The 13,532-nt window shown below is 59.3% G+C and carries 12 protein-coding genes; 1 reads left to right on the top strand and 11 read right to left on the bottom strand.

The window, feature by feature from the left end; genetic code table 11:
- Positions 1 to 8: 8 nt before the first annotated feature.
- Both HEQ17_RS02380 and pyrF read right to left on the bottom strand, forming a co-directional pair.
- Positions 9 to 773, bottom strand: coding sequence for an enoyl-CoA hydratase/isomerase family protein (locus tag HEQ17_RS02380; protein ID WP_296291093.1), 765 nt, complete (start codon positions 771 to 773; stop codon positions 9 to 11).
- Positions 774 to 784: 11 nt separating this feature from the next.
- Complete coding sequence (gene pyrF / locus HEQ17_RS02385) at positions 785 to 1,630, bottom strand: orotidine-5'-phosphate decarboxylase (RefSeq protein ID WP_296291094.1); 846 nt, start codon at positions 1,628 to 1,630, stop codon at positions 785 to 787.
- A gap of 34 nt (positions 1,631 to 1,664) precedes the next feature.
- Here pyrF and HEQ17_RS02390 point away from each other — a divergent pair, with 34 nt between their 5' ends.
- Positions 1,665 to 2,552 (top strand): DMT family transporter, encoded by an 888-nt coding sequence (locus HEQ17_RS02390; protein ID WP_296291095.1) that lies wholly within the window; start codon positions 1,665 to 1,667, stop codon positions 2,550 to 2,552.
- Between the two features lie 41 nt (positions 2,553 to 2,593).
- On the opposite strand, the gene lpxC is transcribed toward HEQ17_RS02390, so the two are convergent.
- The 9 genes from lpxC to murD form a co-directional block, all read right to left on the bottom strand.
- Complete coding sequence (lpxC, locus tag HEQ17_RS02395) at positions 2,594 to 3,517, bottom strand: UDP-3-O-acyl-N-acetylglucosamine deacetylase (protein ID WP_296291096.1); 924 nt, start codon at positions 3,515 to 3,517, stop codon at positions 2,594 to 2,596.
- Between the two features lie 75 nt (positions 3,518 to 3,592).
- Positions 3,593 to 4,807 carry a cell division protein FtsZ gene (ftsZ, locus tag HEQ17_RS02400; protein ID WP_296291097.1) on the bottom strand — a complete coding sequence of 405 codons (1,215 nt, stop codon included), beginning with the start codon at positions 4,805 to 4,807 and terminating at the stop codon, positions 3,593 to 3,595.
- Positions 4,808 to 4,948: 141 nt separating this feature from the next.
- The gene (gene ftsA / locus HEQ17_RS02405; protein ID WP_296291098.1) at positions 4,949 to 6,178 is read right to left on the bottom strand and encodes a cell division protein FtsA; all 1,230 of its coding nucleotides are present in this window, start codon (positions 6,176 to 6,178) and stop codon (positions 4,949 to 4,951) included.
- Between the two features lie 24 nt (positions 6,179 to 6,202).
- The gene (locus tag HEQ17_RS02410; protein ID WP_296291099.1) at positions 6,203 to 7,006 is read right to left on the bottom strand and encodes a cell division protein FtsQ/DivIB; all 804 of its coding nucleotides are present in this window, start codon (positions 7,004 to 7,006) and stop codon (positions 6,203 to 6,205) included.
- On the bottom strand, positions 7,003 to 7,983 hold the full coding sequence (locus tag HEQ17_RS02415) for a D-alanine--D-alanine ligase (protein ID WP_296291100.1): 981 nt from the start codon (positions 7,981 to 7,983) through the stop codon (positions 7,003 to 7,005). Before HEQ17_RS02415 ends, HEQ17_RS02410 begins: the two co-directional genes overlap by 4 nt.
- Complete coding sequence (murC, locus tag HEQ17_RS02420) at positions 7,980 to 9,410, bottom strand: UDP-N-acetylmuramate--L-alanine ligase (RefSeq protein ID WP_296291101.1); 1,431 nt, start codon at positions 9,408 to 9,410, stop codon at positions 7,980 to 7,982. Before murC ends, HEQ17_RS02415 begins: the two co-directional genes overlap by 4 nt.
- The gene (gene murG, locus HEQ17_RS02425) at positions 9,407 to 10,477 is read right to left on the bottom strand and encodes an undecaprenyldiphospho-muramoylpentapeptide beta-N-acetylglucosaminyltransferase (protein ID WP_296291102.1); all 1,071 of its coding nucleotides are present in this window, start codon (positions 10,475 to 10,477) and stop codon (positions 9,407 to 9,409) included. The genes murC and murG overlap by 4 nt, the downstream gene beginning before the upstream one ends.
- Positions 10,474 to 11,763 (bottom strand): putative lipid II flippase FtsW, encoded by a 1,290-nt coding sequence (ftsW, locus tag HEQ17_RS02430; protein WP_296291103.1) that lies wholly within the window; start codon positions 11,761 to 11,763, stop codon positions 10,474 to 10,476. Before ftsW ends, murG begins: the two co-directional genes overlap by 4 nt.
- A gap of 8 nt (positions 11,764 to 11,771) precedes the next feature.
- Entirely contained in the window at positions 11,772 to 13,532 is a 1,761-nt protein-coding gene (murD, locus tag HEQ17_RS02435; RefSeq protein ID WP_296291104.1) for a UDP-N-acetylmuramoyl-L-alanine--D-glutamate ligase, read from the bottom strand.

Genomic DNA, 13,532 nt, shown 5'->3' on the forward strand with positions numbered 1-13,532 from the left:
TGAAGGCTTCAGCGCAAAGCCTGACCCCGCGCAGCGCGTGACTCGGGGCTGGAGGCGGCCAGCGCGATCTGGTCGTGTGCCATGTACGAGGTGGCGTGGTTCAGGGCTGTGGCGGCCGCGTTGACCGACTCTTTGCTCATGCGCAGGGTGGCGGCGGGTTGGGCCAGGGTTTGCGCGGCCAGGGCTTGTGCGCGGATCAAGGCTTGGCCTTTGTCACTGACGTAGTCGACCAGTCCAAGGCTCAGGGCTTCGGGCGCAGCGATGCGTTCGCACAAGATGGTCAGGCGTTTGGCTTTGGCGGGGCCCAGCAGGTTGACCAAACGGGGGATGGTGCCCCAGGTCAAAGGGATGCCCAAGGCGATTTCGGGCAAGGACACAAAGGCGTCTTGCGCCAACACCCGCCAGTCGCAGGCCAAGGACAGCGCCAGCCCGCCGCCCACCGCATAGCCTTCGATGGCGGCGATGGTGATCTGCGGCATTTCTTCCCAGGCCTTGCACATGCGAAAACCCGTGCCCGCAATGTCGCGCCGTTGCACCGTGGACAAGCTGTCGTCGGCCCAGGCTTGAGCGTCGTTCAGATCAGCACCCGCCGAAAAGCACCGCATGTCTCCCGTCAGGATGACCACGTCAATGTCTGTGCGTTCACTCAGGGCGCGGGCCACGGCGGTGATCTCGCGCATCAGGGCGCGAGACAGGGCATGCCGAACTTGGGGCCGGTTCAAATGAACTTCAACCAGGCGGCCTTGCTCTTTGATGACCAAATGTTCGTACATGCAGGTTTCCTTTATCGGGGCTTGGCCGCTTCAAGCAAGTCCCGCGTCTGCATGGCCACGCGCCGCGCCGCGGCTTCAAAGTCTTCCCCGCTCGATGCATACAGCACCGCACGCGATGAGTTGACGATGATGGCCCCAGCGCTGGAGCCATCGGCATGGGCACGCCAGCCGGCCTTGACGGTGGCCACGGCGTCTCCGCCTTGCGCACCCACACCGGGGATCAACAGGGGCACGGTGGGTGCAAGTTCGCGCACGCGCTCGATCTCGGCCGGGTAGGTGGCACCCACCACCAAACCGAGTTGGCCATTCAGGTTCCAGGGGCCTTGGGCCAGTTTGGCCACATGCTCGTACAAGCGGGGCTGGCCCTCCACCGTGGACAGGCGCTGGTTTTGCAAATCGTCGCCGCCGGGGTTGGAGGTGCGGCACAGCAAGAATGCGCCTTTGCCTTCGTACTTGAGGTAGGGGGCCACCGAGTCCCAGCCCATGAAGGGCGAGAGGGTCACGGCGTCGGCGCCGTAGCGTTCAAAAGCTTCTTTGGCGTATTGCTCGGCGGTGCTGCCGATGTCGCCGCGCTTGGCGTCCAGAATGATCGGAACATGCGGGGCCACGCGGCGAATGTGCTCCATCAGGCGTTCGAGCTGGCCTTCGGCGCGGTGCGCGGCAAAGTAGGCAATTTGGGGTTTGAAGCTGCTGACCAGGTCGGCCGTGGCGTCCACAATGGCGGCGCAAAAGTCGTAGATTTTGTTGGCGTCGCCCTTGTAGCGGTCCGGGAACTTGGTGGGTTCGGGGTCCAGGCCCACGCAAAGCATGGAGCCGTTTTGGCGCTCGGCGGCGCGCAGCATGTCAAGGAAGGTCATGCTGCAATTTTAAGGGGCGACTAAGATGCACGCCATGCAAACTCTTTCTTCACGCCAATGGACCATTTTGGTCTTGCTCACCTTGGTCTGGGGCATCAATTGGCCCATTCTCAAAATCGGTGTGACCGGTTTTCCGCCGCTGACTTTTCGCAGCCTGTGCCTTTGGCTGGGCACGCCTGTTTTGGGCTTGGCGCTGCTGGTCATGAAGGTGCCGTTTCGGATTCCGCGTGCACATTGGCGAGAACTGCTGGTGCTGGCGGTGTTCAACATGTTCATCTGGCACGCCTTGATCATCATTGCGGTGCAAGCTCTATCCAGCGGACGCGCGGCCATTCTGGGTTACACCATGCCCATGTTTTCGGCTTTGCTGGGTGCCTGGTTTTTTGGGGATCAGTTGGCCAAACGTTCATGGTCTGGGGTGGCTGCTGCCAGCTTGGGCGTGGTGTTGCTGTTGTGGCATGAGTTGGCGAATTTGAGTGGTCGCCCAACAGGCGTGCTGTTGGCTTTGGCTGCGGCCAGCACTTGGGCGCTGGGCACCCAATTGCTTCGTCGGACCCGAATACCTGTGCCGACCTTATCCATTTCGTTTTGGATGACTTTGATGACCACCGCTGTGATGACTGTGCTGGCCTTGTTTTTTGAAGCAGATCAATGGGCTCCCCCCTCGCCTGCCAACTGGTTTGCAATTGTCTTCAATGCGGTATTGGTGTTTGGCTTTGCTCACGCTGCCTGGTTTTATCTGGCGCGCAGCTTGCCGCCCGTGGCCTCTACCTTGAGTGTGATGCTGATTCCTGTGCTCGGGGTTTTCAGTGGCGCATGGTGGCTGGGTGAGGTCTTGCACTGGCAAGACTGGGCTGCGGTGGCTTTGATGGTGGCGTCCATTGCCTGTGTGCTGTGGCCCCAGAAGGTCTCTCGGGTCTAGCAAAACTCAGGCCAGGCATTGGCCCGGAACCCGCCAGCGGCTCACCAGGCGGGTTGCAGGGCAGCAAATCCTTTGGGCGCTTGACTGGCCTTGTCGAAGGTGACCATTTCGTAGGCGTCTGGCTGGTTCAACAGTGCCCGCAACAAGACATTGTTCATGGCATGGCCCGACCGAAAAGCACTGTAAGCGGCCAACATAGGACTGCCCACAATGTACAAGTCGCCGATGGCATCCAGAATTTTGTGTTTGACAAACTCATCGTCATAGCGCAAACCATCGGCGTTAAGCACCTTGTAGTCGTCCATCACGATGGCATTGTCCAGTCCTCCACCTAGGGCCAGTCCATTGGCGCGCATCATTTCCACATCTTTGGTGAATCCGAAGGTGCGGGCCCGGGCAATGTCGCGAGAGTAAATTCCCTCGGACATGTCAAACGCCACTTGCTGGCCGGTTGAATCGACGGCGGGGTGACGAAAGTCGATTTCAAAACTGAGTTTGTACCCGTGGTAAGGCTCCAGTTTGGCCCACTTGATGTTGCTGCCTTCGCCGTCGCTGACTTGGACCGTCTTGAGTACGCGCAAAAAACGCTTGGGCACGGCTTGCTCCACGATACCCGCACTTTGCAGCAAGAAGACAAAAGATGCAGCCGACCCGTCCAGGATCGGCACTTCCTCGGCGGTGATGTCGATATACAGGTTGTCGATGCCCAGGCCAGCACAGGCCGACATGAGGTGTTCGATGGTGGACACCTTGGCCTGTCCCGCTGAAATGGTCGAAGCCAGTCGGGTCTCGGTGACCGATTGGGCCCGCACGGGAATATCGACTGGTTCGGGCAAATCTACCCGCCGAAACACAATTCCGGTATCCGGCGCAGCAGGCCGGAAGGTCAGCTCGACCCTTTGGCCACTGTGCAAACCCACGCCAACGGCTTGGGTCAGGGTTTTGAGTGTGCGTTGTGCAAGCATGCCTGCATTTTAAATGGCGGGGGTGTGACAGGCTCACGCCCATCACACTCCATGCCTGGCCCAGGTCAGTTCAGTTCAGTCGGCTTGCTTACGCAAGAAGGCCGGAATGTCGATATCGTCCATACCGGCATTGGCCATGCCATCCACGCGTGCAGCCGCATGGGTGCGGTTGCTGCGCCAGTAGGCAGGTACGTTCACACCGTTGTTGACCAAGGGTGAAGCACTGGCGTTCAACGGTGCTGAAGTCGCTTCGCGTCCATCCATCATGATGGGCATGTTGTCGGTACCGGTGCGTCGCAGCACTTTGAGTTCTGGACGGGCGGCCCCCGCCTTGGCCAAGCCGGTGGCAACCACGGTCACCCGAATCTGGTCTTCCAGGCTATCGTCATATGCGGTTCCATAAATGACATGCGCCTCTTCTGACGCGCAGTCACGAATCGTGTTCATGGCTTGCCTGGATTCGGACAACTTCAGGGACCCTTTGGCAGCGCTGATCAAGACCAGAACACCCCGGGCGCCTTTGAGGTCAACGCCTTCAAGCAAAGGACAGGCCACAGCCTGCTCGGCAGCAATTCGTGCACGGTCAGGGCCGCTGGCTACGGCTGTGCCCATCATGGCTTTGCCACGTTCACCCATGACGGTGCGAACGTCTTCAAAGTCGGCGTTCACATTGCCCGGTACGTTGATGATTTCGGCAATGCCGCCGACAGCGTTTTTCAGCACATCATTGGCATGCGAGAACGCCTCGTCCTGGCTCATGTCTTCGCCACCTGGCAGCTCCATCAATTTCTCATTCAACACCACGATCAGGGAGTCGACGTTGGCCTCAAGCTCTCGCATGCCATCGTCGGCATTGGCCATGCGTCGCTTGCCCTCAAAGTCGAAAGGCTTGGTGACCACGCCGACAGTGAGGATGCCCATGTCTTTGGCAACTTTGGCTATCACGGGGGCCGCACCTGTACCGGTGCCCCCCCCCATGCCGGCGGTGATGAACAACATGTGCGCGCCTTCGATCGCCGCGCGGATATCGTCTTCGGCTGCTTCGGCAGCTTCGCGCCCTTTCTCGGGCATGCTTCCAGCGCCCAGGCCAGTCACTCCCAATTGCACAATTCGGTGTGCTGTGCTGAGTGCCAGTGCTTGTGCATCGGTGTTAGCGCAGATGAATTCAACGCCTTGAACTTCGCGCTTGATCATGTGCTCCACGGCGTTGCCGCCACCGCCGCCCACGCCAATCACCTTGATTTGGGTGCCTTGGTTGAATTCTTCGGTTTGGATCATTTCAATGGTCATGGTGTTCTCCTAAAAATCTGCAGTTGCCTGAATTTGTAAACGTGTTGTTGAAATCAATGCGCGGGGTCCAGGCCTGTCAACATCGACATGGCCTTGACCAGATCGGGCTGCCCCGAATCGCAAATGCAGGGTTCCAGCGCATCAGAAAGTCCCCACAATGAAGTCTTTGAATCGTCCAAAAGCGTTGTTCACCGGACTCTTCTTTTGGGTCACCTTGTAGCCACGCAGACGCGCCAGACGGGCTTCTTCCAGCAAGCCCATGACGGTGGCCGCACGGGGCTGGCTCACCATGTCGGCCAAGCCACCCGAATATTTGGGCAAGCCTCGTCGTACGGGTTTGAGGAAGATGTCTTCACCCAACTCAATCATGCCGGGCATCACCGCACTGCCACCGGTCAAGACAATGCCCGAAGACAACACCTCTTCGTAACCCGACTCCCGAATCACTTGTTGGACGAGTGAGAATATTTCTTCGATGCGCGGCTCGATCACGCCCGCCAAGGCCTGGCGGCTGAGCATGCGAGGCCCCCGGTCGCCCAGCCCCGGCACTTCCACTTGAGCATCCGCGTCTGCCAGCAACTGCTTGGCATAACCGCTTTCGACTTTGATGTCTTCGGCATCCTTGGTGGGGGTGCGCAAGGCCATGGCAATGTCGCTGGTGATCAGGTCCCCCGCGATCGGAATCACTGCCGTGTGCCGAATCGAACCGTTGGCAAAGATGGCCACATCGGTGGTTCCGGCGCCAATGTCCACACACACAACGCCCAGTTCACGCTCGTCTTCTGACAGCACGGCCAAGCTGGATGATTGCGGATTGAGCAGCAACTGATCAACTTCAAGTCCGCAGCGGCGGACACATTTGATGATGTTTTCTGCCGCACTTTGTGCGCCCGTGACGATGTGCACTTTGGCTTCGAGACGCATGCCGCTCATGCCAATGGGTTCCTTGACTTCTTGTCCGTCGATGACAAATTCTTGCGGTGCCACCAGCAGCAGGCGTTGATCACTGGATATATTGATCGCCCTGGCCGTTTCCATCACCCTGGCCAGATCGGCTTGGGCCACTTCCTTGTCCTTGATGGCCACCATGCCACTGGAGTTGATGCCGCGTATGTGACTGCCTGTGATACCGCAGTTAACCCGGGTGATTTTGCAGTCGGCCATCAACTCCGCCTCTTTCAAGGCTTGTTGAATGCTTTGCACGGTGGCATCGATGTTCACCACCACACCCCGCTTGAGACCATTGCCCGGGGCAATTCCAAGACCTGCGATCTTGAGTTCGCCATCGGGCATGACCTCGGCCACCACCGCCATCACCTTGGAGGTGCCGATGTCCAGGCCAATGACCAGATCTTTGTATTCTTTTGCCATGTCAACCACCTTTTCCGTTGAATTTCACTGTTTTGACCCATCCGGATTTTTTTTATCGTTGTCGTCCAGGGTGCTCACCCCTCTCAAACGCAAGGCATAACCGTCCTTGTGTCTCATGTCAGCACCCAGCAATGCCATCGGCGTCCTTTTGTAACGTGCGCTCACCTGGGGCAGCGTCTTCAGAAGCAATTGGGTGCGTTCCACCAATTCGCTTTCGGTGCCCCGACCCAGCTCAATTTGGGCTCCACTTGTGGTCCAGACTCGCCAACTTCCTCTGGCGGTGAGCTCGATTTTTTCAATGTTGAAGTCGAGCGTCTCGAGCAAGGGTTGCATGACGCGATACATGCGCGTGACCATGGGCGCGCTGCCTTCTGGCCCCAACATGCGCGGCAATTTTTCGATGTCCACCTCTTCCATGGGCGCCTCAAACACTTGTCCTTGCTGATTGACCATCAAGTAGCCGCCCTCTTCCCCCCAAGTGGCGAATGGCTCGTGCTCTGCGATCACCGTGCGAAGTTGACCCGGAAATACACGGTGCACCACCGCCTCACGCACCCAAGGCACGGATTCAAACCCCTTTTTGGCGTGCGCCAGATTGATGGTGAAAAAATTCCCGCTCAGTTGCGGCATCACATGGTGACGAAAACTCGCTGCGTGGCTGCGTACCACCTCGCCCTGAACCGTGATGGACCGAATGGCAAACGCCTGGTGCCGCAACAACCACGAAGCTGCCCCGCCCAAAACCAACAACACGAACACCAGCATCAGCACTGCAGCGCCAAAGTTCATGAGTCGGACATCCATGGGCAAAGGCAGGCTTTTGGTCACCGTTTGCCTCCCTTGTCATCCAGGCTGGCATCGGCCAACAACTGACAACACAGCGATTCATAGGAAATACCTGCTGCACGTGCAGACATTGGCACAAGAGAGTGGCCCGTCATGCCGGGAGATGTGTTGATTTCCAGCAAATAGGGCTTCCGTGTTGCGCCATCGATCATCACATCAATGCGCCCCCATCCCCTGCAACCCAATACACGGTAAGCCTGAATGACCAGGTCATTGATCGCATGCATTTCTGCTTCAGGCAGTCCGCATGGCACCAGATATTGGGTGTCGTCGCTGAAATACTTATTCTGGTAGTCGTAGTTACCGTCAGGTGCAACGATCCGGATCATGGGCAGGGCATGGGCCAGCGGGCCGCTGCCCAAAACAGGGCAAGTCACCTCATCACCTTCAATGCATTCCTCGCACAGGATGTCACTGTCGCAGGCTGCGGCGGCGCGCAGTGCAGCCGGTAACTCTGAGGCATGCCTGACCTTGCTCACACCAATCGAGGACCCCTCGCGTGCTGGCTTGACGATCAAGGGCAAACCCAATTGACGTATCAGGGTGTCGGCACAAAGAGTATCGATTTGCACCGGCTGAACCAGCACGTAGCGCGGCGTGGGCAATCCCTCGGCCTGCCAGACGCGTTTGGTCATGACTTTGTCCATGGCCATGCTGGAGGCCATCACACCCGATCCTGTGTAAGGAATGCCCATCAACTCCAAAGCGCCTTGAACAGTGCCATCTTCACCAAAGCGTCCGTGCAAAGCAATGAAACAACGTTCAAATCCTTCTTGCCGAAGCGCCATCACATCGCGCTGGGCCGGGTCAAACGCATGGGCATCCACACCGCTGTCGAGCAAGGCTTTGAGCACACCCTGGCCCGACATGAGTGAGACCTCACGTTCAGCCGAGCGCCCCCCCATCAAGACGGCCACCTTGCCCAAAGAAGCCCAGGATTGCACCCTTGCATCACTCATGCTGCGACCTCCCGAGTTTGCACAGCACCGGCCAAAGCCACCACCTGCGCTGGCGTGGCACCGATCGAGCCAGCCCCCATGCAAATGAGCACGTCTCCATCGCGGGCATTGTCCATCACCAGCCGGGGCATCTCGGCAATCTGATCCACGAACACGGGCTCAAGCTTGCCCGCCACACGCAGGGCTCTGGCCAATGAACGACCGTCTGCCGCCACAATCGGGGCTTCGCCTGCTGCATAAACCTCGCAAAGCAATACGCTGTCGCAACCTTGACTGATGACTTTGACAAAGTCTTCAAAGCAGTCCCGCGTGCGGCTGTAGCGGTGCGGCTGAAAAGCCAGCACCAAACGGCGGCCCGGGAAAGCACCGCGTGCTGCAGCCAATGTGGCGGCCATCTCGACCGGGTGGTGCCCGTAATCGTCGATGACGGTGAAGCGCCCTTGGCCGTCGGCCGTGGCCACATCGCCATAACGCTGGAATCGTCGACCCACGCCCTTGAACTGGGCCAGTGCGCGTTGCACCGCAGCATCGTCCACACCCAGCTCGACCGCCACTGAAATGGCGGCAAGCGCATTGAGGACGTTGTGCACGCCGGGCAAATTGAGCACGATGGGCAGGTCCGGCAAACTCACGCCATTGCGCCTTTGCACCGTGAAGTGCATTTGACCGTTTTGGGCACGCACATCCATCGCACGCACTTGCGCACCCTCGTTCAGGCCATAAGTGGTCACAGGGCGAGCGATGTTGTCCACGATGGACTGCACGCCAGAATCATCCGAGCACACAATGGCCGTGCCGTAAAAAGGCATGCGGTGCAAAAACTCGACAAAGGCGGCCTTGAGCTTGGCCAGGTCGTGACCATAGGTTTCCATGTGGTCGGCGTCGATGTTGGTCACCACCGCCATCACGGGCAACAGGTTCAAGAAAGAAGCATCGGATTCATCGGCTTCGACCACGATGTACTCACCCGTGCCCAGCTTGGCATTGGCACCCGCGCTGTTCAAGCGCCCGCCAATCACGAAGGTCGGGTCCAGCCCGGCCTCGGCCAACACACTGGCCACCAGGCTGGTGGTGGTGGTTTTGCCGTGCGTGCCCGCGATGGCCACACCCTGCTTCATGCGCATCAGCTCAGCCAGCATCACAGCCCGCGGCACGATGGGGATGTGGCGCGCACGTGCGGCCAGCACCTCGGGGTTGTCGGCTTTCACGGCGGTCGATGTGACCACGGCATCGGCGTCTTGGACGTTTTTAGCGCTGTGGCCCACATGCGTGTGAATGCCCAAAGCCGCCAGACGCTGCAACGTGGCGCTGTCGGACAAATCGGAGCCTGAAATCTGGTAACCCAAATTGAGCAACACTTCGGCAATGCCGCTCATGCCCGAGCCGCCCACGCCGATGAAATGAATTTTTCGGATGGCATGTTTCATGCCGCCAACTCCTCACAAGCCATTACAACCTCCTTGGTTGCATTTGTTTTTTTCTGTGCGTGGGCTTTTTGCGCCACGTCCAGCAAGGTGTCGCGGCTCAAGGCCGTCAGGCGCTCGGCCAGGTTCTGCGCGGTCAACTCGGCCTGAGGCACCAGCCAGCCACCACCCGAGGCCACCAAAAACTGCGCATTGGTGGTTTGGTGGTCGTCCACCGCAAACGGAAACGGCACGTACAAGGCCGCCACGCCCACCGACGCCAGCTCGGTCACGGTGCTGGCACCAGCGCGGCAGATCACCAGGTCGGCCTGTGCGAAGGCGCTGGCCGTATCGTCGATGAACGGAGTCAATTCGGCCTGCACGCCAGCATTCGCGTAGTTGGCCCGAAGCGCCTCAATTTGCTTGGCCCCGCTTTGGTGGATCACCTGCGGGCGTGTGCTCTCAGGCATCAAGGCCAAAGCTTGGGGCACGATGTCGTTCAAGGCCTTGGCGCCCAAGCTGCCACCCACCACCAACACGCGCAAGGGACCACTGCGGCCGGCAAAGCGTTCAGCGGGCGTGGCTTGTTCAGTGAATGCGCGGCGAAGGGGGTTACCCACCCATTGCCCGGTTTTGAAGACGCCGGGGAATGCGGTGAACACCCGGTCGGCCAGTTGCGCCAGCACCTTGTTGGCCAGGCCGGCCACCGAGTTTTGCTCGTGCAGCACCAAAGGCTTGCTCCACAGGCTGGCCATCATGCCGCCTGGGAAAGTGATGTAACCGCCCAGGCCCAGCACCACATCGGGCTTGACGCGGCGAACCACCTGCAGGCTTTGCCAAAAAGCGCGCAGCAAGCGCAGCGGCAGCAGCGCCAGGGTCTGAATGCCTTTGCCTCGCACACCGCCAAATGCCACTGGCTCGAAGGCGAAACCGCGCGGCGGCACCAACTGACTTTCCATGCTGTCTGGTGCGCCCAGCCAATGCACGCGCCAGCCGGCTTCGCGCAAGGCTTCGGCCACGGCCAAGCCCGGAAAAATGTGCCCGCCTGTGCCACCGGCCATCACCAAAGCGGTTTTGCGCGTGTCCGTCATGGCCGCCCTCCCCGCATCATTTGTTTGTTTTCTGCGTCGATGCGCAGCACCACCGCCACGGCAATCAGGTTCATCATCAGTGCAGATCCGCCATAGCTCATGAATGGCAAGGTCAGCCCCTTGGTGGGCAGTGCCCCCAGGTTGACACCCATGTTGATGAAAGCCTGGAATCCGATCCAGATGCCCACTCCCTGGGCCACCAAACCAGAAAACACCTTTTCCAAAGCAATGGCCTGACGCCCGATCACCATGATGCGGCGGCTGAGCCAGAGGAACATGAAAATCACCAATGACAGACCGATCAAACCAAATTCTTCACCGATCACGGCCAGCAAGAAATCAGTGTGCGCTTCTGGCAGCCAATGGAGTTTTTCGACGCTGCCGCCCAATCCGACACCCCACACCTCACCCCGCCCAATCGCGATCAGCGAGTGTGTCAATTGGTAACCTTTGCCCAGGGCATGCTCGGCACTGAAGGGATCGAGGTAGGCAAAGATGCGTTCGCGGCGCCAGGGTGACTCGGCAATCATGATCACGAATGCCAAGATCAAGATGCCCAGGATGAGAAAGAACATCCTGGCGTTGACACCCCCCAAAAACAAGATGCCCATGGCGATGATGGCAATGACCAAAAAGGCTCCCATATCGGGCTCGGCCAGCAAAAACACCCCGGCCAGACCCACCGCCGCGCCCATGGGCCAAACGGCTTTGATGAAGTTTTCCTTCACCTCCATCTTGCGCACCATGTAATTGGCCGCATAAATGATGGTGGCGAATTTGGCTAATTCCGATGGCTGAAAATTCATCACACCCAAGGAAATCCATCGCCGGGCACCATTGACACCCTTGCCTATGAAGGGCAGCAGAACCAAGGCCAACAGCACCAGAGACAATACGAATAAGGGGCGGGCCATTTTTTCCCATGTCTCCATGGGCACCTGGAAAGCCAGCAAGGCCATGACGCAGCCGACCGTGATGGCCATCACGTGGCGAAGCAGAAAATGTGTTTGCGTGTAGCGGGAAAAACGCGGATTGTCAGGCATGGCAATCGAAGCCGAATACACCATGACCATGCCCCAGAGCACCAATGCCACCACCACACAAACCAAAATCTGGTCCAGCCCCATCAAGCGCACAGTCTGACCGCGTGCCCTACTGGCCCTGTCATAGCCTCCCAGATTGACTGGCAGCCCTTGCTGGGTTGCGGCCTGTCCACCCCAGACGCCGCCTGTCAACAGTCCACCCAAGCGGGCAAGTGCGGCCTGCAACCGTTGGGTGAAGGTCATGGCTTCGCTCACAGCCCACCCTCCATGGCCACACCTGCTGCCTCGGCCAGGCTGGACACTGCCTGCACAAACACTTCCGCCCGGTGAACATAGTGGTCAAACATGTCGAAGCTCGCACAGGCGGGTGACATCAACACGGCATCTCCGTTTTGGGCTTTGTCGGCCGCCATGGCCACTGCCGTGTGCATGTCGGGCGCGTCACACAGCGGAACTCCTTGGTCCTGCAATACTGCCTGGATGAGCGGCGCATCCCGTCCGATCAAAACCACGGCACGGGCATAACGGGACACAGGTTCGGCCAGTGGTGTGAAATCCTGTCCTTTGCCTTCTCCCCCCATGATCAAGACCACGCGTCGCTCTTCTCCCAAACCCTTGAGGGCAGCGACCGTTGCACCGACATTGGTGCCCTTGCTGTCGTCAAAAAATTCAACCCCATGAATGATGGCCACCGGCTCTACCCGATGGGGCTCACCCCGGTACTCGCGCAAGCCATACAACATGGGTCCCAAGGCACATCCAGCATTGCTGGCCAGAGCCAATGCGGCCAAAGCATTGACTGCGTTGTGACGACCACGAATGCGCAAGGCATCGGCAGGCATCAGGCGTTGAATATGAAGCTCTTCATCCTCGGTCTTGCGGCGACGTCTTGTCTCGTCGGCTTCCAGTGCGCGCACCAGCCAGGTCATGCCATTCATGACCTCGATGCCGAAGTCACCCGGACGCTGTGGCATGTCGCCGCCAAACAAGGTGCAGGCACGCTCCACCGGCTTTTGCAGCTTGATGCGCACCGGCTCGGGTCGCATGGCCATGACCAATGGGTCTTCACGGTTGAGCACCATCAAGGCTTGTGCACCAAAAATGCGGGCTTTGGCCGCAACATAGGCGGCCATCGTGCCGTGCCAGTCGAGGTGATCTTGCGAAATGTTGAGCACCGTGGCCGCTGTTGGCTCAAAACCCTCGCTGCTGTCAAGCTGAAAGCTTGATAACTCCAGTACCCACACTTGCGGCAAAGCCTGCGCCATGGGATGGACCGCCACAGGGGCAACAGGGGCAAGCCACATCGGCCCGTCTTGATCGTCCAACCCATCAACAGGTGTATCTTTCGTGTCTTCGCTGAGCGATGCATCAGCGGCCTGGTCTGCGGGTGTCGCTCGGACAGCAGCACCTGCCGGTTCCGCAACCGGTTGTTCAGCATTTTCCTTTTCGGTCACCCGCTCTGCCAGTTCCTGCCTGGCTTCTTCACGCGCCACCTGTTCCTGGGCTTGTGTCATGGCTTCACTCAGTGTGTCGAGCAGCGTGGGACCGATGTTACCCGCCACTTTGACGGTCTTGCCCGCGCGCGCTACCAACTGTCCGGTGAGCGAGGTCACCGTGGTCTTGCCGTTGGTGCCGGTGATTGCCAGCACTTCAGGGGCGTAGCCAAAGCGTTCTTTGAGGTCCTGCATGCAAGCGGCAAACAGGCTCAGCTCGCCGCCTTGCCACAAGCCCATGGCACGGGCGGCATCCACCACCGGAGCCACCACTTCGGGGGCCAGGCCGGGACTGCGAAACACGGCGCGCACCGAACTGCCTTCGACCAGACTGGCCACCAAAGGACCCGGCACAAAACGCACTGCAGGCCACTCAGCCTGCAAAGTGGTCAACTGCGGCGGGGTATCACGCGTGTCGGCCACCGTCACGTCGGCCCCGGCTTGCGCGCACCAGCGGGCCATCGCCAGGCCCGTGGTACCCAAACCGAGAATCAAAACGTGTTGACCGTGAAGCTGCAT

Source organism: Limnohabitans sp., assembly GCF_023910625.1.
Classification (GTDB): Bacteria; Pseudomonadota; Gammaproteobacteria; order Burkholderiales; family Burkholderiaceae_C; genus Limnohabitans_A.